We start from the raw sequence: 27000 nt of genomic DNA, 5'->3' as shown, positions 1-27000 counted from the left end.
CAGGAGCCTTGTGCAATGACGCGCACTCAAAAAACGTTTGTCTGGACCCTTTCCACTTTCCTTACCTTGTTGACGGTGCTGGTGCTGATCATCGTGTTCTTCGACTGGAACCGGATCAAACCACCGCTCAACGCCAAAGTTTCCGAAGAACTGCACCGCGCTTTTGCCATCAACGGCAATCTGTCGGTGGTCTGGCGGCCCGAACCTGATGAAAGCGGCTGGCGCGCCTGGGTGCCGTGGCCCCATGTAGTGGCCGAGGACCTCAGCCTGGGCAACCCGGACTGGTCTAAGCAACTGCAGATGGTCACCCTCAAGCGCGTCGAACTGCGTATTTCACCCTTGGCGTTGCTGGCGCAGCGGGTGGTGATCCCGCGTATCGATCTCACCGAGCCGAATGCCCAACTGCAACGCCTGGCTGACGGGCGCGCCAACTGGACGTTCAAGTTCGCCCCTGAAGACCCGAACGCCGAGCCTTCCAGCTGGGTGGTGGATATCGGCGCGATCGGATTCGACAAGGGCCACGTCACCCTCGACGACCAAAACCTGAAGACTCAACTCGACGTGCTGATCGATCCATTGGGCAAACCGGTTCCGTTCAGCGATATCGTCGGCGACAAGGCGGCGAAAACCGCACAGGAAAAGGGCTCGTCACCCCAGGATTATGCGTTCGCCCTCAAGGTCAACGGCCAGTACCACGGCCAGAAACTCGCGGGCCAGGGCAAGATTGGCGGGCTGTTGGCGCTGCAGGACGCGGCGCGGCCGTTTCCGCTTCAAGCACAGGTGAAGATCGCTGATTCAAGCGTTGAGCTGGCTGGCACCCTGACTGATCCGCTGAATCTCGGCGCCCTGGACCTGCGCCTGAAACTGGCCGGCACCAGCCTGGGCAACCTCTACCCGCTGACCGGCGTGACCCTGCCGGACACGCCACCCTATGCCACCGACGGCCACCTGAGCGCCAGGTTGCACGAGGCGGGTGGCGCGGTGTTCCGCTATGAAGAATTCAACGGCAAGATCGGCGAGAGCGATATCCACGGTAATCTGACTTACGTGGCCAGCCAGCCACGGCCAAAACTCAGCGGCTCGCTGTTGTCCAATCAATTACTGTTCGCTGACCTGGCACCGCTGATCGGTGCCGACTCCAATGCCGAACAGAAGGCCCGTGGCGGTGACAGCAAACAACCGGCCGATAAAGTGCTGCCGGTCGAAGAGTTCAAGACCGATCGCTGGCGCGATATGGATGCTGATGTCGAGTTCACCGGCAAGCGCATCGTGCACAGCGAAAAACTGCCGTTCAACGACCTCTATACCCATTTGGTGCTCACCGATGGCGTGCTCAGTCTCGAGCCGCTGCGCTTCGGCGTGGCGGGCGGCAAGCTGGATGCGCAGATCCGCCTGAACGGCCACACCGATCCCCTGGAAGGCCAGGCCAGGCTCACGGCGCGAGGCTTCAAGCTCAAACAGTTGTTCCCTGGCTTTGAACCGATGAAAACCAGTTTCGGCGAACTCAATGGCGATGCAGATATCAACGGGCGCGGCAATTCGGTGGCCAAGCTGCTGGGCAGTGCCAATGGCAATCTGAAAATGCTTATCAACGATGGCGCCATCAGTCGCGAATTGATGGAGCTGGCAGGCCTGAACGTCGGCAACTACGTGGTCGGCAAGATCTTTGGTGACAAGGAAGTGAAGATCAACTGCGCGGCCGCCGACTTCGGCATCCAGTCCGGCCTGGCGAGTACCCGCCTGTTTGTGTTCGACACCGAGAACGCCATCGTCTACATCGACGGCACCGCTAACATGGCGACTGAACAACTGGACCTGACCATCACCCCGGAATCCAAGGGTTGGCGCCTGATTTCATTGCGCTCGCCGCTGTATGTGCGCGGCAAGTTCATCAAGCCCGATGCCGGGGTCAAGGCCGTGCCGTTGATGCTGCGCGGAGCCGGTATGGTGGCGCTGGGCGTGATCGCCGCACCGGCGGCAGGATTGCTGGCGCTGGTGGCACCAAGCGGAGGCGAACCGAATCAATGCGCGCCATTGCTGGAGCAGATGAAGGCGGGCAAGGTGCCTGTCACCGTCAAGTCAACCAAGTAATCGGGTGCCAGTGACGGCCCCATCGCGAGCAGGCGCAACATTTCTCATGCCAGAGCATGTCCCGACGCCAATGCCTCTTCGCGTAACCACGCAAAAAACGCCCGAACCGGTGGGTGCCGTTCGCGTCCCGGCACGCACAGCGCGCTATAGCCGGCGCCATCGACCTGGATTTCCCCCCGGTACGGCAACAACAGACCACTGGCCACGCTTTCCGACACCAGAATATTGCTTGCCAACACCAGACCTTGCCCGGCAATCGCCGCTTGCAGGGCGTAGTGCTCTTCGTCGTATTCACGCACGGCGGGCGGGCCACTCAGCCAGGTTTCGCCGGAGCGAGCGCACCAGGCCTCCCAGCCGTGGGCATAGAGTCTGGAGTTGTGCCAGCGCACGCTGATCAGCGTCGGGACGCGACTGGTTGCCAGGGCCACCTGTTCTGGCGAGCCGTAGACACCGAAGGACTCATCGAACAGGCACTGGCCGTATAGGTTGGGGTAATTGTCGAGGCTGTAGCGCAGCACCAGATCGACACTGGCGTCCTGGTGCAGATCGATGACCTCGCAGTGGGTATCGAGGCGCACGTTGATGTTCGGGTGCCGAGCGTAGAAGCGCCCCAGCCGTGGCACCAGCCACAGCGCGGCGAAGGCAGCGGTGGTGGAAACCGTCAGGTTGGCGCCGCTGCGTTGCGGGCGCAGGGTATCGACACTTTGCGCCACTTCGAGGAAAGCCCCGTGCAGACTCTGGAACAGCCGTTCGCCGCATTCGGTCAGGCGCACCTGGCGTGGCAGGCGCTCGAACAACGGCACGCCGAGCCAGGTCTCCAGGGAGCGGATCTGGTGAGACACCGCCGTCGGGGTGACTGAAAGTTCTTCGGCGGCAGCCTTGAAGCTCAACAGGCGTGAGGCGGATTCGAAGGCGCGCAGGGCGGTCAATGGCAGCGAAGCAAACATTGAAGACTCCACAGATGAAATAGATTCATCCAGACTGATTTTTTCTCATTTGAAGCAATCCGGCCGCGAGCCTCAAGCTGCAAGCCACAAGACGTTTGAGTTTAGTCCTTGAGGAGATTCAGATGAGTAAAATTCTTGCCGTTCATGCCAGCCCCCGTGGTGATCGCTCGCACTCCCGCCGTTTGGCCGAAGTGTTTCTGACGGCCTGGCAGGCCCGTCATCCACACTCACAGTTGACCCGACGCGAAGTCGGCCGGGCGCTGATACCGCCGGTCAACGAGGCATTCGTGGCGGCCGCGTTTTACCCCGAGCCCGATGCTCGGCCACTGTCGATGCAGGCCGACCTGGCGCTCAGCGACGAACTGGTTGGCGAACTGCTCGGCCACGATGTGTTGCTGATTTCCACACCGATGCACAACTTCAGCGTACCGAGCGGCCTCAAGGCCTGGATCGATCAGATCGTGCGCGTCGGGGTGACCTTCGATCACACCCTGGACAATGGCGTGGCCCAGTACCAACCGTTGGTGCAGGGCAAAAAAGCCCTGATCGTCACCAGCCGTGGCGGCTTCGGTTTTGGCCCGGGAGGCGAACTGGAAGCCATGAACCATGCCGACAAGCTACTGCGCACGGTGCTCGGGTTCATCGGCATCACGGACGTCACCGTGTTGGCTGTCGAGGGCGAAGAGTCCGCCGAGCGCACCTTTGAAATCTCTGCCGCCGAGGCTGAGCAGCGCTTGCTGGTGCTGGCCGGGGAGTTCTAGATGGCCTGGCTGTTTCTGCTGGTCGCCGCCGGGTTCGAAGTCACCTTCGCCATGGGCATGAAGTACGCCGAGGGCTTCACCCGGCCCTGGCCTTCGCTGATCACGGTGGTGGCCGCTGTAGGCGGGATCTACTTCCTGACCCTGGCCATGCGCGAGTTGCCGGTGAGCATCGCGTACCCGATCTGGACGGCCATCGGTTCGCTGGGCACGGTGTTTCTCGGTTTCGCGCTGCTGGGTGAAAGCCTGACCGTGATCAAACTGGTCTCAGTCGGGCTGATCGTCGCGGGCGTGGCGGGGTTGAAGTAGGTGGGATGACATAGACTTGTCGTCGAGTTGTCATCTTCGCTGGTGATGCTTGGTGGATGTCTTGCATCCCGCCTTGCGTCACCGCCCGACCACAAGGATGTCCGCCCATGTCGCAAGGTTCTGCCCCGTGCTACCCGCTGGTGTTGGTCCCGGGAATGCTCGGGTTTATCCGCCTGGTGCTTTATCCGTACTGGTACGGGATCGTCGAGGCGCTGCGCCGCGGCGGTGCGGTGGTGTTCGCGGTGCAGGTCTCGCCGCTTAATTCGAACGAAGTGCGCGGCGAGCAGTTGCTGGCACGTATCGACGAAATCCTGCGGGAAACCGGGGCCGGCAAGGTCAACCTGATCGGCCATAGCCAGGGCTCGCTGACTGCCCGTTATGCGGCGGCCAAGCGTCCGGACCTGATCGCCTCGGTCACTTCGGTGGCGGGGCCGAATCACGGTTCGGAGCTCGCCGATTACCTGCACGAGCATTATCCCCATGACAGCGTATGTGGTCGTCTGCTGTGCTTTTTGCTGCGGATGGTCGGGGCGCTGATGGCTGTGCTGGATACCGGTTACCGCGGGCCGAAGCTGCCGGTGGATGTCCATGCGTCCCATCACTCCCTCACCAGCGCTGGCGTGGCGCTGTTCAACCAGCGTTATCCACAGGGGCTGCCCGAGACCTGGGGCGGTCACGGACCGGAAGAGGTCAACGGTGTGCGCTATTACTCCTGGTCCGGCACCTTGCAACCGGGCATTACCGATCGCGGGCGCAATCTGCTGGACGGCACCAACCGCAGTTGCCGGTTGTTCGCCAAAACCTTCGTCCGTGAAGCCGGGCATTGCGACGGCATGGTCGGGCGCTACAGCTCGCATCTGGGCACGGTGATTGGCGATGAGTATCCGCTGGATCACTTCGATGTCGTCAACCAGTCGCTGGGACTGGTGGGCAAGGGGGCCGAGCCGATCCGCTTGTTTGTCGAGCATGCGGCGCGGCTGAACGCGGCAGGGCTTTAGACCGCGTTATCGTTCTTCGCGAGCAGGCGCCGGATCAGGCAACACTGACCTTACGCCCCAACACCGTCGTCCAGCGCTCGGAAACAATCACCCCACCCAAGGTCAACACCCCACCGACCAAGTGATACATCGCCAATTGCTCATGCAGCACCACCGCCGCGATCAATGCGGTAATCAGCGGCAGCAAATTGAAAAACTGCGTGGTCCGGCTCGGCCCCAAACGCACCACGGCTTGCATCCATGCCAGCGGCGCGACCATCGAAGCCAGCAGGCAGGCGTACAGCACCAGCGGAATGTTCTGCAGGGTCGGGCCGACTTTCGGTGAGGCGAGGAACAGCGGAAACAGCACCACCACGGCCACCAGCACCTGCAAATACAGGAGCACCAGCGGCGGCAGTTTCAGCTGCCATTTTTTCAACAGAGTGCTGTAGACCGCGTAGGCCAGGGTGGCAACCAGCATCATCGCGTCGCCCAGGTTGACCCCGTGCTCCAGCAATGCGCCTAGGCTGCCGGACGACACCACCACCAGGACACCGGCGAACGACAGCACCGCACCGGCCAGGGCCCCCATGGTCAGGCGCTGGCCGAGGCTGATGATCGCCATGGCGAGCGACATCAGCGGCATCAGCGACAGGATGATGCCCATGTTGGTGGCCGAGGTCAGGCTTGCGGCGAAGTACGCCAGACTTTGATAAACGGCCATGCCCAGTACGCCGAGGACAAAGATCTTGCCCAGTTTCGGGCGGATCAACGGCCAATGGGCGAGCACCGGTTTGAGCATGAAGGGCGTGAACAGCAATCCGGCCAGCAGCCAGCGGTAGAAACCGATCTCGGCAGGGAAAATCGCCCCGGCCGACATTTTGGTGATCACGGTGTTGCCGGCCCAGATAAAAATGGCCAGCAAGGGATAAGCGTATTGCATCGGGGAAAACCAGAACGTTAATGAAGGGCAATTATCCACTTGTCTGGATGCAAGCCTATACTTCAATCCAGACAACACGCCCCTGATGACGGACAGCATGAGCAGTAAACACATCGACCTGCTGGATTTCAGCGAACTGCCATCGGCGGTGTACTTCCGCTACGCCGATTTCGACGCCCACGAATACGCCGCACCCCATCGACATCCCTGGGGGACGCTGGAATATGCAGCCCACGGCGTGCTGCACATGGACGTCGAGGGCAGCCGTTTCATGTCGCCACCGCAATACGCGGTGTGGGTACCGCCGCAGATCGAGCACAGTTTCTACAGCCACCAACCGGTCAACTACCGCGCCGTGTGTCTGGCACCCAAGATGTGTGCCGATCTGCCGCCACGAGCCTGCACCCTGGCCATCAGCGACATCCTCAAGGCGATCCTCAAGGACTTCGCTGCCCGGGACGTGAAAATCCCCGAGCAGGCCGCCGATCAGCGTCTGGCCCAGGTGTTGGTGGACCAGTTGCAACGGGCGCCGGTGCATGAATGTTATTTGCCCTACGCCAGCAGTCCCGGACTGCTGGGGATTCTGGAGGCCTTGCAGGCTGAGCCGGGGGACAACCGGCCGCTGTCGGAATGGGCCGCACGCATCCATGTCAGCGAGCGCACTCTTGCGCGGCAGTTCGTGCGGGAACTTGGCATGAGTTTCGGCGAGTGGCGCCAACGCCTGCGCTTTCTGGCGGCGATCGAAGCGCTGGATAGCCAGCGCAGCATTCAAGAGATTGCCTTCGACATGGGCTACAGCACCGGCTCGGCGTTTATCGCGATGTTCCAGCGCCAGGCCGGGTGTACGCCGGAGCAGTATCGACGCAGCCATCTGGAGAACAGGAAGGTGTAACAGGGGTTGTCTACACTCCAGTACGAGGCTGCGCCCCTCGGTGTGGCAACAAGGAGAAAACTCCATGAAGATAATGCGTGCCCCTTTGTTGATGATCGGTTTGCTGCTCTGTTCCCAGGGCTTCGCCGCCACAGCCCAACAGGAAAAGATGACCACCTGCAACGCCGACGCCACGGCCAAAAGCCTCAAGGGCGACGAGCGCAAAGCTTTCATGAGCACCTGCCTGAAGGCGGCACCGGCGGCAAACGATGAGGGTAAGGCCTTGACGCCGCAGCAAGAGAAAATGAAAACCTGCAACGCCGACGCCGCCACCAAAGCCCTCAAGGGGGATGAGCGCAAGGCGTTCATGAGTGATTGCCTGAAGAAAAAATAAACATAGGGCTGAAAAATGTGGGAGCTGTGAGGGCAGTCGAGGCGCTGCAATCATCCAGAACCCCCACTAAGGTCGCCCCACACAATCCCTAGTGCTCGCACCGGATCGCTGGCAGACTGCCAATCCTTTTTATGCCGTTCGTTTTTGAGGCTGTATGCCAACGTTTTCTCAGCGTCAAGTTTTGCTGGTCATCAGCTGGGTCATCATTTTTGGCGGACTGCTGCTGGTGATTCCGCTGCGGTTGCTGCCCAGCCTGCTGGCCGGGTTGCTGGTGTTCGAACTGGTCAACATGCTCACCCCGCAACTGCAACGGCTGATTGAAGGCCGGCGCGCACGCTGGTTGGCGGTGGCGTTGCTGGGGACTCTGATTGTCAGCGTGCTGACGCTGATCTTCGCCGGTGCCATCAGCTTCCTGCTGCACGAAGCAGAGAACCCCGGTGCTTCCCTCGATAAATTCATGGGCGTGGTCGACCGCGCGCGCGGACAACTGCCACCGTTCATTGACGCTTACCTGCCGGCCAGTGCCGCGGAGTTTCGAGTGGCGATTGGCGAGTGGGTGAGCAAGCACCTCAGTGATTTGCAGCTGGTGGGCAAGGATGCGGCGCACATGTTCGTGACGCTGCTGATCGGCATGGTGCTCGGCGCGATCATCGCCTTGCAGCGCGTGCCGGATCTGACCAAACGCAAACCGCTGGCGGCGGCACTGTTCGATCGCCTGCACCTGTTGGTCCAGGCGTTTCGCAACATCGTGTTCGCCCAGATCAAGATTTCCCTGCTCAACACCTTCTTCACCGGGATTTTCCTGGCGGTGGTGCTGCCGATGTTCGGTATCAAGCTGCCGTTGACCAAAACCCTGATCGTGCTGACGTTCCTGCTCGGCCTGCTGCCGGTGATCGGCAATTTGATGTCTAACACCCTGATCACCATCGTCGGTTTGTCGTTGTCGATCTGGGTCGCTGTAGCCGCGCTCGGTTATCTGATTTTTATCCACAAGCTCGAATACTTTCTCAACGCGCGCATCGTCGGCGGGCAGATCAGTGCCAAGTCGTGGGAGTTGTTGCTGGCGATGCTGGTGTTCGAGGCCGCGTTCGGCCTGCCGGGGGTGGTGGCGGGGCCGATTTACTACGCGTACCTGAAGAGTGAGTTGAAGCAGGTGGGGATGGTTTGATCTGCTGGATCTTTGTTGGCTGATCTGGCCCCATCGCGAGCAAGCTCGCTCCCACAAGGACGGCGTATGACCTGTGGGAGCGTGGCTTGCCCGCGATAGAGGCACCTCGGTTTCGGATCAGTCCATCGAGCCGTAGCGTTTTGCAGCCTCGATCGCCAGACCGCTACCGATACTGCCAAAGATGTTCCCTTCCACATGCCGCGCCTTCGGCAGCATCGCCGAGACGCTGTTGCGCAATGCCGGAATACCGCTCGAACCGCCGGTGAAGAACACGGTATCGACCTGATCGACCCGCACATCGGCATCCGCCAGCAATTGGGTGACGCTGTTGCGCACCCGCTCCAGCAGGCTGTCGATGGCCGATTCGAACAGTGCACGGCTCAGGTCCACGCTCAGACCCGCTTCAATGCGATCCAGCGGCACGTGACGGTTGTCGGCGTGGGTCAGCTGGATCTTGGTTTCTTCCACTTCCATGGCCAGCCAGTGCCCGGCGCGTTGCTCGATCAGCTTGAACAGGCGATCGATGCCGCCAGTGTCTTCGATGTCGTAGCGCATGCTGCCCAGGGCCAGCTGGGACTTCTGCGAGTACACCGAGTTGATGGTGTGCCAGGTCGCCAGGTTCATATGGTGGCTGGTGGGCATGTAGGCGCCGCTCTTCATCCGGCTGCCGTAGCCGAACAGGGGCATCAGGCCTTGCAGGCTCAACTGTTTGTCGAAGTCGGTCCCGCCGATGTGCACGCCGCCGGTGGCGAGGATGTCGTCCTGGCGGTTATCCAGGCCGCGACGCTCTGGCGACAGACGCACCAGGGAGAAGTCGGACGTACCACCGCCGATGTCGACGATCAGTACCAGCTCTTCTTTCTCGATGGTCGACTCGTAGTCGAATGCCGCGGCAATCGGTTCGAACTGGAACGAGACTTCCTTGAAGCCAATCTTGCGGGCCACGTCGACCAGGGTGTCTTCGGCTTCCTTGTCGGCCATCGGGTCATCATCGACAAAGAACACCGGGCGGCCCAGTACCACTTCTTCGAATTCCCGGCCGGCGGCGGCTTCGGCGCGGCTCTTGAGCTGGCCGATGAACAGCCCGAGCAGGTCCTTGAACGGCATCGCCGTGCCCAGGACGCTGGTGTCGTGCTTGATCAGCTTGGAACCCAGCAGGCTCTTGAGCGAGCGCATCAGGCGGCCTTCGTAGCCTTCCAGGTACTCGTGCAGCGCCAGCCGGCCGTACACCGGGCGGCGCTCCTCGATATTGAAGAAGACCACCGACGGCAGGGTGATCTTGTCGTCCTCCAGCGCGATCAGCGTTTCCATGCCGGGGCGCAGCCAGCCGACGGTGGAGTTGGACGTACCAAAGTCGATACCCACGGCACGGGCTGGAGATGCGTTGTTCATGTCTTTCAGGTTCCGGTTAAAAAACGGCCGCGCAGTGTATGTCAGAGCGCGCCAGATTCGAAGGCCGGTTATCTGCTAATTCTTCGCAAACAATGCCTTGAAAGATGGGGCATCCCCCCCAAACTACCCTGCATCAACCGGCCAGCCGCGGGAGTGCTTGCAAGAAGCCCCGCCGGCTGCCGATAAACTTCTGCCGCGCCGCCCGGTCACAAACTTGAGATCGGTCAAACCAATGGCTGCAAACAAGCGCATGCTGTGGCCCGTGGCGCGATTTGATAACGGATGGTGATTCCCGCGATGGACTTCAAAGACTATTACAAGATTCTCGGTGTGGAGCCGACAGCAGACGATAAGGCGATCAAGGCCGCCTATCGCAAGCTGGCGCGCAAATACCACCCCGACGTCAGCAAGGAAAAGGACGCCGAGGCCAAGTTCAAGGACGCCTCGGAAGCCTATGAAGCGCTGAAAAGCGCCGACAAACGCGCCGAATACGATGATTTGCGCCGCTATGGCCAGCACGGCCAGCCGTTCCAGGGACCACCGGGCTGGCAGAGCCGTGGCGGTTTCGGTGGTGGTGGCCAGGACACGGGCGATTTCTCGGACTTTTTCAGTTCGATCTTCGGCAACCGTGGGCCAGGCTTTGGTGGTGGAGGAGGACAATCGCGTCGCAGCACTGGACGCAGAGGGCAAGACGTGGAAATGGAGCTTGGGGTTTTTCTCGAGGAAACACTGTCGGCCGAGTCGAAGAAGGTCACCTTCCAGGTACCGCAGTACAACGCGGCCGGCCAGCATGTGAGCAACACCAGCAAAAGCCTGAACGTGAAGATCCCCGCCGGCGTGACCGACGGCGAGCGCATTCGCCTCAAGGGGCAGGGCGCTCCGGGCGTGGGTGGCGGGGCCAATGGCGACCTGTACCTGACGATCCGTTTTGCACCGCACCCGAAATTCGACGTTGAAGGCGAGAACCTGATCATCACCTTGCCACTGGCACCGTGGGAGCTGGCGCTGGGCGCCGAAGTCGCCGTGCCGACCCTGACTGGCAAGATCAACCTCAAGGTCCCGGCCGGCAGCCAGAACGGCCAGCGCATGCGCGCCAAGGGCCATGGCCTGATGAACAAGGCCGGTGAGCGCGGTTACCTGTTCGTGCAACTGAAGGCCGTGATGCCGAAGAAATCCGACGATGACATCAAGGCCCTGTGGCAGGAGCTGGCGAAAAAAGCCGCGTTCGACCCGCGTGAGCATTTTTGATCCCTTAGAACCAAGGAGTCACTGACAATGAGCAGTCCCCTGAACGTTCAACTGGACATGGCAGAATTCTGTGAGGCGACCGAGCTGTCGGACGTCTATGTGATCGAAATCGTCGAACACGGCATCCTCGAACCTCAGGGCACTCAGCCCAAGGACTGGGTTTTCAACGACTACGAGCTGACCCTGGCCAAGCGCGCCGCCAAGCTGCGGCGCGACCTTGACCTGGAATGGGAAGGCGTCGCCCTGGCGCTGGACCTGCTCGAAGAAGTCCAGCAACTGCGGGCGGAGAACCGCATGCTCAAGCAGCGATTGGGGCGGTTGGTGGTGGTCTAGGCAGGATCGGGCGGCGCCGTTGCCGCCCGTCTTTGCAGGGGCCATCGTTGTGGGTGGTACATATATATTTTCAGTATTCGAATAGTCGGTAATTAACACGTGTCCTAGGTGTTTTATGCGTGGCTATTTGGTTTATTTATAGGGGTGGATTTTTAGTAAGTTTGGCACTCTTTAACGTGTGTTGAGAGAGCCAGACAATGATTAAGTTAAATAAGCTATCTACAAGTAGCGGTGTTATCGCGCTCCCTGGATATATGGATTCGCACTATGAATTCATCAAGAATAAACTGCCTGCCTGGCTTCTGGAGACTGCATCGCATCGGCGAAAGGTCTTGCGCGATATCGGGCTATTGAGCTCAGGACGGCATAAACATGCCGCGCAGGATCTTCTGGATGCCTTTAAGTACAGCAGTCAGCAGAGTTGGACTTCGCAGAACTCAGTCGATCAGATGCTGCTTGACCTCAAAGACGCCAAGGCCTTTGCCCGTCCACTTCTGCAGGCAGCGATTCTGGAGAAGTTCAAGGTCTCGGTTGATGTAGATAAGACGTTATTGAGACACGCCGTAGCGAGCCCTGAACCTTTTGCCGATGCCATAGTGTTAAAAAGCAGCCTGCTGGACGCGGCCTTGCACAACTTTACCGAAGACGACGAAACGGATGCCTTTATCGCCACAAGGACCCGGAGCGGAAAAGCACTATTCCTTTCGCCGCAAGGTGCGCTGCCTTTTACGGTTGAACAGTTTGCCGGGCTGTGTCGAGAGTTGGATCTGGGGGGTAAGTATCAGGCGCATATCAATACGGTACTGGGTGTGGGCGACGTGGTGGCAGAGGGCGTTTTGAAGGCTCGGGTCCGACTCAGCCAACAGCATGCGTTTAGTGCGGCGATCGATCTTGCACGACTTCAGGGGGACATCGATGGGGGCCAGCGGGACGGCAGTGTTTATCGCCTGCTGGCGAAGGTCACGGAACAGCCGAATAACCTGATGCTGGATGGGAAACCTGTTCAGTTCAATGGTTTGAAGCTGCTCGGCGACACCGAGCTGCTCGGGGTCCTGCTGATCGGGCCTGATCGCATCAGCGGTGATCACGTGCAGCGCCTGATTGTTTACATCCCCCATGACCCCATCAGTCCGATCAGGGAGTACGCATCCGCACAGCAATTTCATTACCACCTGCGTGAGCAACTGCGGGACCCTGCTTATCAGACGTTTTTCAGCCGGTTTGTGAAGCAGGAGGATAAGGCGCATTTTTTCAAACGGTTGAATGAGCGCCTGACACCGCTCAAGCGGCAACCGAACAGCAATGTGTATGTAAACACCCCTGATCCGGACGCCAGGATCCATATGGAGGAAACGCCGGTCCGAGGAGGTCTGTGGGGATTTCTCTTCGACCAGCAACTGAACAAACTCCTCAACGATGCGAAGTGTGTTGCGGTGTCCACGGCCGATGTCGATGCACAGGCCCGTCACGACAAACTGTTTGGCTATCTAGGGATTGCGCTGTCCGTTCTCAACGTTGTTGCGTTGTTTGTTCCGCCCTTGGGTGTAGCGATGATGGTGGTCATGGCCGCTCAATTGACTGATGAGTTGGTAGAGGGCATCGAGTCACTGGCGCAGGGCGACAGGGACGAGGGCTTTACGTATCTGATGGATGTTGCGCAAAACATTGCTCAGCTTGCTCTCATGTCGGCGGTGGGGGCGGAGAACGCTGAGCCCGTGACGGGCCTCAAGCGCTCTCCTTTTTTTGATTCGTTGAAAGAGGTCACCTTGCCGAACGGAGAGACGCGTTTGTGGAAGCCCGATCTCGCCGCCTACGAACAGAAGGGAAGCCTGCCGCAGGACCTCAAGCCCGATGAATCTGGCCTGCTGCGACACGATGGCCAAGTGTTTTTGACGCTGGGTGGTAAACGCTACGGAGTGAAAAAGGATCCGGTCAGCGGTCAATACAGAATTGCACATCCTGACCGAGCAAATGCCTATGCACCCAAGCTGAACCATAATGGCCACGGCGCCTGGAGCCATGAAGTGGAACAGCCGCGGACCTGGACGGAGCCCGAACTCATGAGGCGCCTGGGGCCGTGCGTCAGCGAGTTCAGCGATACGGAGCTTGTGCAGATTCGCCGAGTCAGCGGCGTAGATGAAAGCGTCTTGCGCAAGATGTACCTCGAAAACGAGCCACCCGCGCCGATCCTGGTGGATACGATCAGCCGATTTGATGCCTACAGGCAGGTCGAGAACTTTATCGCCGACATGAAGAGCGACTTACCCGTCGGGCCGGCAACGGATCATTCGATCAATCAGCTGCATGTCATGACGCGTTATGGCAAGTGGCCGGACACGGTGTCGATACGGATTATCGATGGGCAGGCAAAGACGCTCTGGGAATACGTCAATCCACAGGGCGCACCGGACAAGACACGGATCGTGCAAATACATGATGTGCAGATACGTGGTGGGCGTCTGCTGAGAACGCTCCTGGAGTGCCTCGATGAAAATGAAACCAATGTTGTGCTTGGTCACAGCTCTGGAACCCCCCGCGAGACTCTGGATAACCGCATCAAGACACTGCGCGAGAACATCGCCAGGGCTGCCGAGCGCAATGAAGCCGAGTTCTTCAATGATGTCTACAACGCCAGGAGCGGGAGCAGCGATCCACAGCTCAATTTGATCAAATCGCGCTTTTCCAACGTGTCCACGAGTGTGATTGAACAGTTGCTGGCCGAAGCCAACAGTACTGAACGACAGCAAATGGCCAAATGGGATTTCACCAACAAGTTGCAAACCAAGCCCATCCCCCTGCGCCTGGCAGAGGAGTTGCGCTGGATCCAGCGCGAAGTGCGTGTGTCGCGAGCGTACGAGGGGCTATATCTGGACGCGTTGATGAACCGGGACGCAGAGGCGCTTGCGCTCAACTCGCTCAGGAAGCTGCCAGGCTGGACCAGTGACTTGCGGGTAGAAGTTCGAGATGGCTCGTTCAGCGGGGAGTTGCGAGCCAGTGTCGGCCCGCAAGAGGCCGGCAGTCGAAAGGTTCTGGTGCGCAATGAGGAGGGACGGTATGAGGCCCGCGACCAGGAGGATGGTCATTTACATGGAGCCGATGATTTCTATGCAGCGCTTCAGCATGCCTTGCCGGATGCGCAGCGCCAGGCGATAGGCTTGCCTCATGTGGGGCAAGGGCCAGAGTTGAAAGCGTTGATCAGACAGCATGTGCTGGCTCGCGGTGAATTGCGCTCGCTGTTGAACCTGCAACCGATCAACCCCTGGTTCAGGGCGCCTCAGCGCTGGGTCGATGGTCGCCTGGGCTATCCACTGAGTGGGCGGGGGGCGGGCATGAATCCACGTCAGGTATCGGACAGGGAGCGGGTACTCAGGCTTTTCCCCAACTTCACCGATGGGCAGGTCGAGCGTTTTCTGACGATGTTGGGAACCGAGCGTGAACTGTATCTGGTTAATTTTGAGGCCGAGTATCAAGGCCTCCTGGCTTGGTCGGAGCAATGGCTGTCGACACCTTCCACGCGTGTTTTGTTCGATGGCAGTGTCGTGGTGGTCGATCAGTATGAAAAACAAGTGGTGGTTGAGTTACTCAAGCGCAGTTGGCAAAAACAGACCGCCAGGTACAGTGCCTTTGGTTACCCGCGGGGGTACGAACTGGTTCTGCGAGGACGGACAGTCGGGGCACTTCCGGCTCTGGAGGCATACTTTACCGGTGTGGAATTTGTCGACTTGAGCGGCATGGACCTCGTGGCGGCGCCGAATGAGTTTCTCGATTCATTCCCCGATGTTCGATGGTTGTATCTCCAGGGTAATCGACTGGCCGATACTCCCGCGCAACTGGGCAGTATGCGCAATCTGGTCGGCCTGGATCTTTCAAGTAACAACATCAGGTTAACCCCCGATGCCGCCGCTTTGATTTCCGGTCTGAGTGATCTCAAAAAATTGCAGCTCAGCCATAATCCGTTGGAGCGTATTCCGGATTTCAGTCAAATGGTTGAGCTGACCGAAGTCCGGTTGCAGGCCACCGGGATCAGGCAATGGCCTAGCGGGCTCGAACATCTACGGCGACTGGAACTGCTCGATCTGCGTGATAACCAGCTCACTTCGTTTCCCGATTGGGCGGTGAATCCCCCTCCTGAACAGGCCGTGGCGATCAATCGGCTATTGAGTGTCACAGAACTGAACGGCAACCCGCTTTCCGAACAGGGTGTACAACAGTATGCGGACATTCTGCAGCGCATTTACCTGGAGAATAGCGACGCCGGCGTGATGCCGGTCCCCGTCGATCTGCCAACTGCTCGTGGCGCTGAAGGAGGCGTGCTGGCGCCGTCGGTACAACGGGTCGATCGATGGCTACGGGATATTCCTGTCAGTAAATACACGGCAAGGAAGGAATTGTGGATGCTCCTCGACAGTGAGGCCATCGAACGAGAGGCGGCCGGAGGTGAGGCCGGTCGTGCGGTCAGTGAAAGCGAAGAGTTTTTCCGGTTACTGGAAAAATTGAGCCAGACGGCGGAGTACAAAAAGGCTTATCCCGACCTGCAAGCTCGAGTCTGGACCGTACTGGAAGCGGCTGGCGACAATGCGCAGTTGCGAGAGGAGCTATTCAGGACGGCCGGAGAGCCAGAAACCTGCAGTGATCGAGCGGCCCTGATGTTTAGCGACCTGGAAGTTAAGGTACAGATTCACAAAGCCTTGGCCCATGCCGGAGACAAGGGGGCAGGCCCTGAACTGCTCAAATTGGCCAAAGGGTTGTTCCGCCTGGATGAGGTCGAGGCTTTTGCGCTCAAGGACATAAAAGAGCGCGTTGTCGCGATCATGCGTTCCGGTTTAACCAAACGCGAAGCTGGCAGGCAACTGATATTGATGGATCAGATTGAAGTACGGCTGTCCTACCGGGTGAGCCTCAGGGAAAAACTGGATTTACCGGGTCAGCCTACCCAGGCGGAATACACCGGTTTGCAATACGTGTCTGGCGATAAGCTGGCCGCAGCAGAGCAACATGTGAACAGCCTGAAAGACTCAAAGGCAGAAACTGATTCAATTGCGCGCCGTGATTTCTGGACTGCGTACTTGAAAGAGAAATACAGCTCCAGGTTCGAGCTGGCCTTTGAGCCAATCAATGAGCGACTGGAGCAGCTTGAGCTCGCCAAGGGCGCGATGACCAGTGATCACTACCACACGCAGTCCAGGGCGCTGGCTGCCGAGGCCGAAGTGGTGGAGCGAAAGCTGATCAATTTGTTGACGCCTCAAGAAATACTCGACCTTGAAGAGGAGGTTAACGAGGTGTGAGGCGGCGTGCTGGCTAAATTGGGCCCCGAATGCTGGTAGTAGAGCATTCGGGTTTTTTTTGTCGGGCTAGAACAAGAAGTACCGCTGCGCCATAGGCAGCACATCCGCCGGCTCACACCACAGCAACTCCCCGTCAGCCTTGACCTGATAGGTCTGCGGATCAACGTCGATTTTCGGCAGGTAGTCGTTGTGAATCAGGTCGGTTTTCTGCACGTCGCGGCAGCCTTTGACCACAGCGATTTTTTTCTTCAAACCCAGGGCTTCGGGCAATCCGGCATCCTGCGCCGCCTGGCTGATGAAGGTCAGGCTGGTGGCGTGCAGCGAGCCGCCAAAGCTGGCGAACATCGGGCGGTAGTGCACCGGTTGTGGCGTCGGGATCGAGGCATTGGCGTCGCCCATCAGGCTGGCCGCAATGGCGCCGCCCTTGAGAATCAGCGTCGGTTTCACGCCAAAAAACGCCGGGCGCCAGAGCACCAGATCCGCCCATTTCCCCACTTCGACCGAACCCACTTCATGGCTGATGCCGTGGGTGATCGCCGGGTTGATGGTGTACTTGGCGATGTAGCGTTTGGCGCGGAAGTTATCGTTGCCTTGACCATCGCCGGGCAGTGGCCCGCGTTGTTTTTTCATCTTGTCGGCAGTCTGCCAGGTGCGGGTGATGACTTCGCCGACGCGCCCCATGGCCTGACTGTCGGAGCTGATCATCGAGAACGCACCGAGGTCGTGGAGGATGTCTTCGGCGGCAATCGTCTCGCGGCGAATGCGGCTTTCGGCGAAGGCCACATCCTCGGCAATGCTCGGGTCGAGGTGATGGCAGACCATCAGCATGTCGAGGTGTTCGTCGATGGTGTTGCGGGTGAACGGCCGGGTCGGGTTGGTGGAACTCGGCAGCACGTTGGCAAAACCGCAGGCCTTGATGATGTCCGGGGCGTGACCGCCACCGGCACCTTCAGTGTGATAGGTGTGAATGGTGCGACCCTTGAAGGCGGCGAGGGTGGTTTCGACGAAGCCGGATTCGTTGAGGGTATCGGTGTGGATCGCCACCTGTACGTCGAACCGGTCGGCCACGCTCAGGCAGTTGTCGATGCTCGCCGGCGTGGTGCCCCAGTCCTCATGCAACTTGAGGCCGATGGCACCGGCCTTGACCTGTTCGATCAACGGCTCCGGCAGGCTGGCGTTGCCCTTGCCGGTCAGGCCGATGTTCATCGGGAACGCGTCGGCAGCCTGAAGCATGCGCGCTAGGTGCCACGGCCCGGAGGTGCATGTGGTCGCATTGGTGCCGGTGGCCGGTCCGGTGCCGCCACCGATCATGGTAGTGACGCCGCTCATCAACGCCTCTTCGATCTGCTGCGGGCAGATGAAGTGGATGTGGGTGTCGATGCCGCCAGCGGTGAGGATCATGCCTTCGCCAGCGATGACTTCGGTGCTGGCGCCAATGGCGATGTTGACGTTGGGCTGGATGTCCGGGTTGCCGGCCTTGCCGATTGCCGCGATGCGCCCGTCCTTGAGACCGACGTCGGCTTTGACGATGCCCCAGTGATCAATGATCAGCGCGTTGGTGATCAGGGTGTCGACTACCTCCGCGGCCAGTAGCTGGCTCTGGCCCTGGCCGTCACGGATGACTTTACCGCCACCGAATTTCACTTCTTCGCCGTACTCCCACGGGGAATCGCGATCAACTGTGGGAGCGAGCTTGCTCGCGATGGCGTCAGAGTGGACACCGGATAACTTACAGATCACCCATGATCCTGCCGGCAAATCCAAACACCCGACGATGCCCCGCCAAATCCACCAACTCCACCTCGCGGCTCTGCCCCGGTTCGAAGCGCACGGCGGTGCCGGCGGGTATGTTCAAACGCATGCCACGACTGGCGGCACGGTCGAAAGTCAGCGCGTCGTTGGTTTCGAAAAAGTGGTAGTGCGAGCCGACCTGAATCGGCCGGTCGCCGCTGTTGGCCACCTTGAGGCTGAGGGTGCGCCGGCCGACGTTGAGCTCGATCTCGCCGGGCTGGATCTGGTATTCACCGGGAATCATCAATGGGCACCTTGGAGAATCTTGTAGTAGAGGGCGGTCGGCTTGTAGCGGCCGCTCGGGTCGCAGGCGTAGTCGGGGATTTCACCGGCGCGGGTATAACCCAGCGATTGGTAGAAGTCTTCGGCGGGCGAGCCAGCTTCGGTGTCGAGATAAAGCATGCCGCGCTTTTGCTGCAGGGCAGCCGCCTCCAGGGCACTCATCAGTTGTTGGCCCAGACCACGACGCCGCGCATGTTCGCGCACCAGCAACTTCTGCACTTCGGCACGGTTCAGGCCGTTGGCCTTCTGGCACAGACTCAGTTGCACGCTGGCCTGCACCTGCTCGTCCTTGACCACCACCCACAGCAACACATTGCCCTTGTTCAGGCTGTCCTGGACCTCATCGAAATAGGCGTGGGCCTGGGTGGCATCAAGGTCAGCCATGAAGCCGACACTGGCGCCATAGCCGACGGCATCGAGCAGCAGGTCGATCAGGCCCTGACGATAATGCGCAAAGCTTTCAACGTTGACGCGTCGCAGTTGGGCGGGGTTCATGGGCGATCACTCCTTGTTGGCGGCGGGTGGTTGTGCGCCAGGGTCGAGGGTCAGTTGCATGAAAGTCAGGTCCAGCCAGCGGCCGAACTTGGTGCCGACCTGAGGCATTTGCCCGGTGGTGATAAAGCCGATGCGCTCATGCAAGCGAATGGAGGCGGCGTTGCCGCTTTCGATGGCTGCGACCATCACGTGCTTGCCGCAGCCTTTGGCGCGTTCAATCAGCACTTCCATCAGTTGCGGGCCGAGGCCGTTGCCGCGCTGGTCGCTGCGCACATAGACCGAGTGCTCGACGGTGTGACGGAAACCGTCGAAGGGTCGCCAGTCACCGAACGAGGCGTACCCGAGCACCGTGTCGTCGGCATCGACAATTACCAGAATCGGATAAGCCTGGGATTGCCGGGCGCTGAACCAGGCCTGGCGGTTGTCGAGGTCGACCGCCTGTTCGTTCCAGATCGCCGTGGTGTTGAGCACCGCGTCGTTGTAGATGTCGCGAATGGCTGGCAGATCGGCATGCGCGGCATCGCGGATGTGGTAAGTCATGGCGCGGCCTCAGGCGATGGGTTGGTGGACGGTGACCAGTTTGGTGCCGTCGGGGAAGGTGGCCTCGACCTGGATTTCCGGGATCATTTCCGCAATGCCTTCCATCACTTGTTCGCGGGTCAGCAGGGTGGTGCCGAAGTGCATCAGGTCGGCCACGGTCTGGCCGTCGCGGGCACCTTCGAGCAACGCGGCGGAAATGTAGGCCATGGCCTCCGGGTAGTTGAGTTTCACGCCGCGAGCCAAACGCCGCTCGGCCACCAGGCCGGCGGTGAAGATCAGCAGCTTGTCTTTTTCGCGTGGGGTCAGGTCCATCGTAGACATCCATCAGGGCAGATTGAAAAAGTGTTGGATCTGCTTGCACAGAAAAGCATGATTCAGGTGTTCCATATTCTTGGAGGTATTGCTTCGCGGCCAAGCAACGCAGGCCTAAGCAATCGCCACAAATCAATCAACCAGCCGCGCGCCACGAGTGCTTCACTGGCCAGACACCGTGCAACCAGCAATCCCGGCAACTGCGTCAGATCTCCGCGCACGTCATTGGGTAGCGAGCGGCAGGTTTCCAGCAGTTCGCTGTCGATCTCACCCGTAACCAGCAACGTCGCAAACACCGGTTGCCCATCCAGCCCGATGGGCGAATCCAGCAAACCGTCCGCCCCGACAATGCGCTGGCGTTCATGCCAGAGCAACTGGCCGTCGCGGCGGATATCCAGTTGCGCCTGGAAGTGCCCAAGGTCAAAACGCTCGCCGCAGGCCGGACGGCCCAGGGCGACGACGTCCCAGTAGAGCAACCGCGCATCGCCTTCAAGGTCGATGGAGGTACTGAGTTCCGCCTGGGCAGCGCTGAAAATGATCGTCTCCTGGGGCAACCATTCCAGTGTCGCACCGGCCGCCACCTTCAACTTCAGCTGCTGATAGGCGGGGCCGGCGGCGCGATACCACTTGGCTGCGCCGGGGCTGGTGATTTGCGCCCAGGCATCGCGTTCGACGCTAGCCGAGATGTCCAGCCGATCACCGCCGGCAATGCCGCCGGGTGGGTGGACGATGATGTGCTGACAGACTTCTGGCCCTTCGGCATACAGGTGTTTTTGCACCCGCAACGGACCTTTGTGTCGGCGCTGGACCGGGCGAGTGGAGTTGTCGAATCGGGCGTAGCCCAGCTCCAGTTCGGCGTGCCAACTGGGGGTAAACAAGGCGCCAGATGCGGGAAGAGTCATAGTCAGTGCTTATCCGGAAGTTGTCAGGATATTGCAAAGGCTGTGCCGCAAGGTATCCCGGGCAGGAGGCAGCTATTACTGGGACCTGCGCACCAACAAGGGGCGTGCTATGAAATACCGCGCAACAAATTGGTGCTTAACCACCTTTTAGACATACATATGTACCGCCATCCGTGCTTCCAAAGAACTCAGCATCCAAGCGTCCGCTCCCTCCTTCTGCGGGGCGACTGAACGTCTTGGAGTTTCTTGATGAACAACAATACCGATCGTGAAAATGCTCGAAAAATACTTGAGCAACTTGCAACGCTACCACTTGAGCAATCCGCCAAGGCCGCGCCGGTGCTGCCACCTGTCAGCCCACCCTTCATTTGCGAAGACGATGCTGCGAACTGGTTTCACCAACATGAGCGCGCGCCAGACAAAGAGTACGGTTCACTCATTTTGCAGCGCCCGGATGGTAAGTTTGTCGCGACAACGCCTATATCGGATCAGGCGAAAACTTTTGATTTTGCGCTTTTGCTTGCATACGACCCAGATACCCAGGTAATCAGTCATCCAGTGGGATACCGTTGCGTGGGCAAATGCCATAGCCACCCGGATATCTCCGAGGTGATTGCCACGAATAACCGGTCTTTCAACGAAAATCAGGTTAAGTTACTGAACTCGCTTCCGTCGCAAACTGATCTTTATAAAGCGTTCAATTATAGGGATTTCTTTACACATAATTATGTTTCAGGTCCCTTTGGTTCTCTGGTGGCTTATTCCATGAGTCCGCCGGACACTCCCAGTATTTCTGGATTCTCTTCGTTCACGACACCCGAAAAGCGGATCATGGAAGTTTTGGCCGTCGGTCAGATGCGTGTCCTCCATCCAGGCACAGTCTGGGGTGGGTTTCGCGGCCCGATCACTGCTCAATGGACTCCCAACCAGCCGGTCATACCCGGACCTCCCACCCTCCAACCGTTCTACACGTCGGTTTTTGAAGATCCGGTGTCGGCGTTGAACTCTGCCTTGAGTCGTGTACCCGCGACAGTGGATCACCAGCGTGTAGGGTTTATCCTCAAGCGTCGCGACCGTGACGAATATGTTGCGACATTGCCGTTCAGTCGGCCTGATGGACTATTGGCAATCGAGCAGGTATTTCCCACGACGCCAGACGGTTTTCTGTTACCAGAAAATCATACGTTGGCAGGTGTGTACCTGGGGCCAGAGTTGCTGGCGACGCCACTACCGGAAAAAGACGCTGACCTGTATCAGCAGTTTTTCTCACCCCAGTCATTGGTATTCAGTGTTCTGCAGGCTCGGGAATCAGGGTTGGTGGACACCTCCTTGGGTTATTCGGTGTTCCGCCAGACCCCGGACGGTGCATTGCTGAAGTACCACAGCACGTTTTCCGAAGCCGAAGCCTGGGTTATCAAGACCGAAGGGGCGATGGGCGTCAACATCGATAAACTCTTGCTGGGTGGACATCTGAGCGCTAAGGATTTTGTCTTGTGTGTTGCAGTAACGGGCGTACTGACGGTCGAAAAAAGCAGCCCGCTCTTTGATGTTGCCGGCGTGGTGGGGGCGGAGTGGCTACCCTATGCAGAGTCAAACCGCAGCAACCCGGTCGCTGAATGAACGCGGGCAGTGACCGGCTCAGATTGTGACTAGCCCGCGCACACCTTCGGCTTCCATGTTCTCGCCGCGACCCTGTTGCACGATTTCGCCCCGGGACATCACCAGGTATTGGTCCGCCAGTTCAGCTGCGAAATCGTAGAACTGCTCCACCAGTAGAATCGCCATATCACCCCGAGCCGCGAGTTTTTTGATCACGGCACCGATCTCCTTGATCACCGACGGCTGGATGCCTTCGGTGGGTTCGTCGAGAATCAGCAGGCGCGGGCGGCTGGCCAGCGCACGGCCGATGGCCAGTTGTTGTTGCTGGCCGCCCGACAGGTCACCCCCCCGGCGTTGCTTCATTTGCAGCAGCACCGGGAACAACTCGTAGATGAACGCGGGCACTTCCTTCGCTTCGCTGCCGGGAAACCGCGACAGGCCCATCAGCAGGTTTTCTTCCACCGTGAGGCGGCCGAAGATTTCCCGGCCTTGCGGCACGTAGGCGATTCCGGCGTGCACGCGTTGGTGCGGCTTGAAAGCGGTGATCGGCTTGCCTTCCCAGTTCACCGCGCCGTCCTTGGCCGGCAACAGGCCCATCAGGCATTTGAGCAGGGTGGTCTTGCCCACGCCGTTTCGGCCGAGCAGGCAGGTGACTTCGCCGACCTTCACGTCGAATGTCAGGCCGCGCAGGATGTGGCTTCCACCGTAGTACTGGTGCAGTTTTTCGACTTGCAGCATTCTCGAATTCTCCTCAAATCCCCTGTAGGAGCTGCCGAAGGCTGCGATCTTTTGATCTTGATCTTCAAAGCAAGATCAAAAGATCGCAGCCTCGTTTCACTCGTCAGCTCCTACCAGGGATGAAACTCAGCGACCGAGATAAACCTCGATCACCCGCTCGTTGTCCTGCACCTGCTCCAGCGACCCCTCGGCCAACACGCTGCCCTGATGCAACACCGTGACGTGGTCGGCAATGGAGCCGACGAAGCCCATGTCGTGCTCCACCACCATCAGCGAGTGTTTGCCGGCCAGGCTTTTGAACAGCTCTGCGGTGAATTCGGTTTCGGCGTCGGTCATGCCCGCCACCGGCTCATCGAGCAGCAGCAATTGCGGGTCCTGCATCAGCAACATGCCGATCTCCAGGAACTGCTTCTGACCGTGGGACAGCAGGCCGGCGGGGCGATTGACCGATGAGGTCAGGCGAATGGTCTCCAGCACTTCGGCGATGCGGTCTCTCTGCTCGCCGCTCAAATGCGCACGCAGGCTGGCCCACACTGATTTGTCGGTTTTCTGCGCCAGCTCAAGGTTCTCGAACACGCTCAAGGCTTCGAACACCGTCGGTTTCTGGAACTTGCGACCGATGCCGGCTTGGGCGATCTGTACTTCGCTCATCTGCGTCAGGTCCAGGGTTTCGCCGAACCAGGCCTTGCCGTGGCTGGGGCGGGTCTTGCCGGTGATCACGTCCATCAGCGTGGTCTTGCCAGCGCCGTTGGGGCCGATGATGCAGCGCAGTTCGCCGACGCCGATGTACAGGTTCAGATTGTTCAGCGCACGGAAGCCGTCGAAGCTGACGCTGATGTCTTCCAGGGTCAGGATGGTGCCGTGGCGGGTGTTCAGGCCTGGCCCGACCCGTTGGCCAAGGCCGATGGCATCGCGGCTGCTGCCGGCGTCCTTGTTGGGCTCCACAGGAAAAAACGCTGGTTCGAGCATGAATTCAGCCGTCGCAGTGACTCTCATAGTTCACCTCTTTTCTTCAATAGTCCGATCACGCCTTTGGGCAAATACAGGGTCACGACGATGAACAGCGCGCCGAGGAAGAACAGCCAGTACTCGGGGAACGCCACGGTGAACCAGCTCTTCATGCCGTTGACCACGCCGGCGCCGAGCAGCGGACCGATCAAGGTGCCACGCCCGCCGAGGGCCACCCAGACTGCCGCTTCGATCGAGTTGGTCGGCGACATTTCACTCGGGTTGATGATCCCCACTTGCGGCACGTACAACGCACCGGCCAGACCGCATAACACCGCGCTCAACACCCACACGAACAACTTGAACCCGCGCGGGTCGTAGCCGCAGAACATCAGACGATTTTCCGCATCGCGCAGCGCGGTCAGTACCCGGCCGAACTTGCTCTGCGCCAGGCGCCAGCCGATGTACAGGCTCGCCACCAGCAACAGCACCGTGGCGAAAAACAGTACCGCGCGAGTGCCCGGTTCAGTGATGCCGAACCCAAGAATCGTGCGGAAGTTGGTGAAGCCGTTGTTGCCGCCGAAGCCGGTTTCGTTGCGGAAGAACAACAACATGCCGGCGAAGGTCAGGGCCTGGGTCATGATCGAGAAGTACACGCCCTTGATCCGCGAACGGAAGGCGAAGAAACCGAACACCAGCGCCAGCAATCCCGGTGCCAGCACCACCAGACACAAGGTCCAGAGGAAGCTGCTGGTGCCGGTCCAGAACCACGGCATTTCGGTCCACGACAGGAACGTCATGAACGCCGGCAAACCATCGCCCGAGGCCTGGCGCATCAGGTACATGCCCATGGCATAACCACCGAGGGCGAAGAACAGGCCGTGGCCGAGGGACAGCAGGCCGGCGTAACCCCAGACCAGATCCAGTGCCAGTGCGACGATGGCGTAGCAAAGAATCTTGCCCACCAGCGTTAGCGTATAGGCGGAGACGTGCAGCGTGCTGTCCGCCGGTAGTAGCGACAGCAGTGGCAGTGCCAGCAACAGAACGAGGATCACCACTCCGACGGCAATCGTGACTTTCGGGCCGGCCTTTTGCGTGGCCGTGAGTATCAGGGGCTGGTTCATCAGTCGATCACCCGTCCTTTGAGTGCGAAGAGGCCTTGCGGACGTTTCTGGATGAACAGAATGATCAGCGCGAGGATGAGGATCTTGCCGAGCACGGCACCGATTTGCGGTTCGAGAATTTTGTTGGCAATCCCGAGGCCGAACGCGGCGAACACGCTACCGGCCAACTGACCGACGCCGCCGAGCACCACCACCAGGAACGAGTCGATGATGTAGCTCTGGCCGAGGTCCGGGCCGACGTTGCCGATCTGGCTCAGGGCCACGCCACCGAGGCCGGCGATGCCCGAGCCGAGGCCGAAGGCGAGCATGTCCACGCGCCCGGTGGGTACGCCGCAGCAGGCGGCCATATTGCGGTTCTGCGTGACGGCGCGAACATTCAGGCCAAGGCGAGTCTTGTTCAGCAGCAGCCAGGTCAGCACCACCACAGACAGCGCAAAGGCAATGATGACGATGCGGTTGTACGGCAGCACCAGGTTCGGCAGCACTTGAATGCCGCCCGACAGCCACGCCGGGTTGGCCACTTCGACGTTCTGCGCGCCGAACACCAGGCGAACCAGTTGAATCAGCATGAGGCTGATACCCCAGGTGGCGAGCAGGGTTTCCAGTGGGCGGCCATAGAGATGGCGAATCACCGTGCGCTCCAGCGCCATGCCGATGGCGGCGGTGACAAAAAATGCCACGGGCAACGCGATCAGTGGATAGAACTCGATGGCCTGCGGGGCGAAGCGCTGGAACATCAGTTGCACCACATAGGTCGAGTAGGCGCCGAGCATCAGCATCTCGCCGTGGGCCATGTTGATCACGCCGAGCAGGCCGAAGGTGATCGCCAGACCGAGGGCGGCGAGCAGCAGAATCGAGCCCAGGGACATGCCGCTGAAGGCCTGGCCGAGCATCTCGCCGACCAGCAGTTTGCGTTTGACCTGGGCGAGGCTGGTCTCGGCGGCGGTGCGCACATTCGCGTCGGTTTCAACGCTCGGCTCCAGCAGGCTTTCGAGGCGGGTGCGGGCCAGTGGGTCGCCGGTTTCGCCGAGCAGGCGCACAGCAGCGAGGCGCACGGCCGGGTCGGCATCCACCAGTTGCAGGTTGGCCAAGGCGAGGCTCAGTGCTGCGTGAACGCCTTCGTCCTGTTCGCCAACGAGTTGCTTATCGAGGAATTTCAACTGCGCCGGCTTGGCGCTTTTCTGCAATTGCTGCGCGGCGGCCAGACGGATTTTAGTGTCGGCGGCGAGCAACTGATGACTGGCCAGGGCAGTATCGATCAGACCCCGCAGACGATTGTTCAGACGCAAGGTTTTCGGCTGGCCGTCGAGGGTTAGCTCGCCTTGTTGCAGGGCGTTGATCAGTTCGATACGGGCCGGATCGGGCTGCGCGGCCCAGGCTTCCAGCAGCCGGGCTTGCTGCACGGGATTGGCGGCGACGAAGTCTTCGGCGTCGCCGGCGTGGGTGGCCATCGGCAACAGCAGTGCGATGGCGAAAATGAAGCGGTAAAGGGCGGTGGGCATAGGAAGTCGCCTTGACGCGGACATTGTGGGAGCGAGCTTGCTCGCGATAGC

Annotated in this window: 24 protein-coding genes; 11 read left to right on the top strand and 13 right to left on the bottom strand. The window is 59.8% G+C overall.

Features of this window, described 5'->3' with window-relative positions; genetic code table 11:
- Nucleotides 1–15 precede the first annotated feature (15 nt).
- Complete coding sequence (locus AC1D1M_RS08965) at nucleotides 16–2091, top strand: AsmA family protein (RefSeq protein ID WP_477775359.1); 2076 nt, start codon at nucleotides 16–18, stop codon at nucleotides 2089–2091.
- A gap of 44 nt (nucleotides 2092–2135) precedes the next feature.
- Here AC1D1M_RS08965 and AC1D1M_RS08960 read toward each other — a convergent pair whose 3' ends face one another.
- Nucleotides 2136–3050, bottom strand: a complete 915-nt coding sequence (locus AC1D1M_RS08960; protein ID WP_477775358.1) for a LysR substrate-binding domain-containing protein — start codon at nucleotides 3048–3050, stop codon at nucleotides 2136–2138.
- Nucleotides 3051–3160: 110 nt separating this feature from the next.
- On the opposite strand from AC1D1M_RS08960, the gene AC1D1M_RS08955 reads away from it, so the two are divergent.
- From AC1D1M_RS08955 to AC1D1M_RS08945, 3 genes are all read left to right on the top strand, one after another.
- On the top strand, nucleotides 3161–3799 hold the full coding sequence (locus AC1D1M_RS08955) for an FMN-dependent NADH-azoreductase (protein WP_477775357.1): 639 nt from the start codon (nucleotides 3161–3163) through the stop codon (nucleotides 3797–3799).
- Nucleotides 3800–4105 carry a DMT family transporter gene (locus AC1D1M_RS08950; RefSeq protein ID WP_218430948.1) on the top strand — a complete coding sequence of 102 codons (306 nt, stop codon included), beginning with the start codon at nucleotides 3800–3802 and terminating at the stop codon, nucleotides 4103–4105.
- Between the two features lie 107 nt (nucleotides 4106–4212).
- Nucleotides 4213–5103 (top strand): alpha/beta fold hydrolase, encoded by an 891-nt coding sequence (locus AC1D1M_RS08945; RefSeq protein WP_477775356.1) that lies wholly within the window; start codon nucleotides 4213–4215, stop codon nucleotides 5101–5103.
- Nucleotides 5104–5137: 34 nt separating this feature from the next.
- Here the strand turns inward: AC1D1M_RS08945 and AC1D1M_RS08940 are convergent, their stop codons facing one another.
- Nucleotides 5138–6025: a DMT family transporter gene (locus tag AC1D1M_RS08940; protein ID WP_477775355.1), complete on the bottom strand. Its 888-nt coding sequence runs from the start codon at nucleotides 6023–6025 to the stop codon at nucleotides 5138–5140.
- Nucleotides 6026–6122: 97 nt separating this feature from the next.
- Between AC1D1M_RS08940 and AC1D1M_RS08935 the strand changes: the two genes are divergently transcribed.
- The 3 genes from AC1D1M_RS08935 to AC1D1M_RS08925 all read left to right on the top strand — a co-directional run bounded on the left by AC1D1M_RS08935 (nucleotide 6123) and on the right by AC1D1M_RS08925 (nucleotide 8458).
- Nucleotides 6123–6917, top strand: coding sequence for an AraC family transcriptional regulator (locus tag AC1D1M_RS08935; RefSeq protein WP_477775354.1), 795 nt, complete (start codon nucleotides 6123–6125; stop codon nucleotides 6915–6917).
- A 64-nt stretch (nucleotides 6918–6981) separates the two neighbouring features.
- Nucleotides 6982–7290, top strand: a complete 309-nt coding sequence (locus tag AC1D1M_RS08930) for a PsiF family protein (protein WP_477775353.1) — start codon at nucleotides 6982–6984, stop codon at nucleotides 7288–7290.
- A 154-nt stretch (nucleotides 7291–7444) separates the two neighbouring features.
- A complete protein-coding gene (locus tag AC1D1M_RS08925) occupies nucleotides 7445–8458 on the top strand; it encodes an AI-2E family transporter (protein WP_477775352.1) in 1014 nt (337 codons plus the stop codon).
- 117 nt (nucleotides 8459–8575) lie between these two features.
- Here the strand turns inward: AC1D1M_RS08925 and AC1D1M_RS08920 are convergent, their stop codons facing one another.
- Nucleotides 8576–9850, bottom strand: a complete 1275-nt coding sequence (locus AC1D1M_RS08920) for an Hsp70 family protein (RefSeq protein ID WP_477775351.1) — start codon at nucleotides 9848–9850, stop codon at nucleotides 8576–8578.
- A gap of 297 nt (nucleotides 9851–10147) precedes the next feature.
- On the opposite strand from AC1D1M_RS08920, the gene AC1D1M_RS08915 reads away from it, so the two are divergent.
- The 3 genes from AC1D1M_RS08915 (at nucleotide 10148) to AC1D1M_RS08905 (ending at nucleotide 16716) form a co-directional block, all read left to right on the top strand.
- Nucleotides 10148–11098, top strand: coding sequence for a DnaJ C-terminal domain-containing protein (locus AC1D1M_RS08915; protein ID WP_477775350.1), 951 nt, complete (start codon nucleotides 10148–10150; stop codon nucleotides 11096–11098).
- Nucleotides 11099–11125: 27 nt separating this feature from the next.
- Entirely contained in the window at nucleotides 11126–11431 is a 306-nt protein-coding gene (locus AC1D1M_RS08910) for a chaperone modulator CbpM (RefSeq protein ID WP_477775349.1), read from the top strand.
- Between the two features lie 197 nt (nucleotides 11432–11628).
- Nucleotides 11629–16716, top strand: a complete 5088-nt coding sequence (locus AC1D1M_RS08905; protein ID WP_477775348.1) for an NEL-type E3 ubiquitin ligase domain-containing protein — start codon at nucleotides 11629–11631, stop codon at nucleotides 16714–16716.
- Nucleotides 16717–16782: 66 nt separating this feature from the next.
- On the opposite strand, the gene ureC is transcribed toward AC1D1M_RS08905, so the two are convergent.
- The 6 genes from ureC to AC1D1M_RS08875 form a co-directional block, all read right to left on the bottom strand.
- Nucleotides 16783–18456, bottom strand: a complete 1674-nt coding sequence (ureC, locus tag AC1D1M_RS08900; protein WP_477775347.1) for an urease subunit alpha — start codon at nucleotides 18454–18456, stop codon at nucleotides 16783–16785.
- Complete coding sequence (locus AC1D1M_RS08895; protein ID WP_102669228.1) at nucleotides 18446–18751, bottom strand: urease subunit beta; 306 nt, start codon at nucleotides 18749–18751, stop codon at nucleotides 18446–18448. The genes ureC and AC1D1M_RS08895 overlap by 11 nt, the downstream gene beginning before the upstream one ends.
- Entirely contained in the window at nucleotides 18751–19284 is a 534-nt protein-coding gene (locus tag AC1D1M_RS08890; RefSeq protein WP_477775346.1) for a GNAT family N-acetyltransferase, read from the bottom strand. Before AC1D1M_RS08890 ends, AC1D1M_RS08895 begins: the two co-directional genes overlap by 1 nt.
- 6 nt (nucleotides 19285–19290) lie before the next feature.
- A complete protein-coding gene (locus AC1D1M_RS08885) occupies nucleotides 19291–19824 on the bottom strand; it encodes an N-acetyltransferase family protein (protein ID WP_477775345.1) in 534 nt (177 codons plus the stop codon).
- Nucleotides 19825–19833: 9 nt separating this feature from the next.
- On the bottom strand, nucleotides 19834–20136 hold the full coding sequence (locus AC1D1M_RS08880; RefSeq protein ID WP_452624764.1) for an urease subunit gamma: 303 nt from the start codon (nucleotides 20134–20136) through the stop codon (nucleotides 19834–19836).
- 62 nt (nucleotides 20137–20198) lie between these two features.
- Nucleotides 20199–21038 carry an urease accessory protein UreD gene (locus tag AC1D1M_RS08875; RefSeq protein WP_477775344.1) on the bottom strand — a complete coding sequence of 280 codons (840 nt, stop codon included), beginning with the start codon at nucleotides 21036–21038 and terminating at the stop codon, nucleotides 20199–20201.
- Between the two features lie 249 nt (nucleotides 21039–21287).
- On the opposite strand from AC1D1M_RS08875, the gene AC1D1M_RS08870 reads away from it, so the two are divergent.
- Nucleotides 21288–22658, top strand: coding sequence for a DUF4329 domain-containing protein (locus tag AC1D1M_RS08870; RefSeq protein ID WP_477775343.1), 1371 nt, complete (start codon nucleotides 21288–21290; stop codon nucleotides 22656–22658).
- 18 nt (nucleotides 22659–22676) lie between these two features.
- On the opposite strand, the gene urtE is transcribed toward AC1D1M_RS08870, so the two are convergent.
- From urtE to urtB, 4 genes are all read right to left on the bottom strand, one after another.
- Entirely contained in the window at nucleotides 22677–23375 is a 699-nt protein-coding gene (urtE, locus tag AC1D1M_RS08865; protein WP_477775342.1) for an urea ABC transporter ATP-binding subunit UrtE, read from the bottom strand.
- A gap of 126 nt (nucleotides 23376–23501) precedes the next feature.
- Nucleotides 23502–24371 (bottom strand): urea ABC transporter ATP-binding protein UrtD, encoded by an 870-nt coding sequence (urtD, locus tag AC1D1M_RS08860; RefSeq protein WP_477775341.1) that lies wholly within the window; start codon nucleotides 24369–24371, stop codon nucleotides 23502–23504.
- A complete protein-coding gene (urtC, locus tag AC1D1M_RS08855) occupies nucleotides 24368–25447 on the bottom strand; it encodes an urea ABC transporter permease subunit UrtC (protein WP_477775340.1) in 1080 nt (359 codons plus the stop codon). The genes urtD and urtC overlap by 4 nt, the downstream gene beginning before the upstream one ends.
- Nucleotides 25447–26949 (bottom strand): urea ABC transporter permease subunit UrtB, encoded by a 1503-nt coding sequence (urtB, locus tag AC1D1M_RS08850; protein ID WP_477775339.1) that lies wholly within the window; start codon nucleotides 26947–26949, stop codon nucleotides 25447–25449. Before urtB ends, urtC begins: the two co-directional genes overlap by 1 nt.
- Between the last annotated feature and the right edge of the window lie 51 nt (nucleotides 26950–27000).

The sequence above is a fragment of the Pseudomonas sp. P1_F7 genome (assembly GCF_056405655.1).
This window is presented reverse-complemented; position numbering and strand designations above follow the sequence as displayed.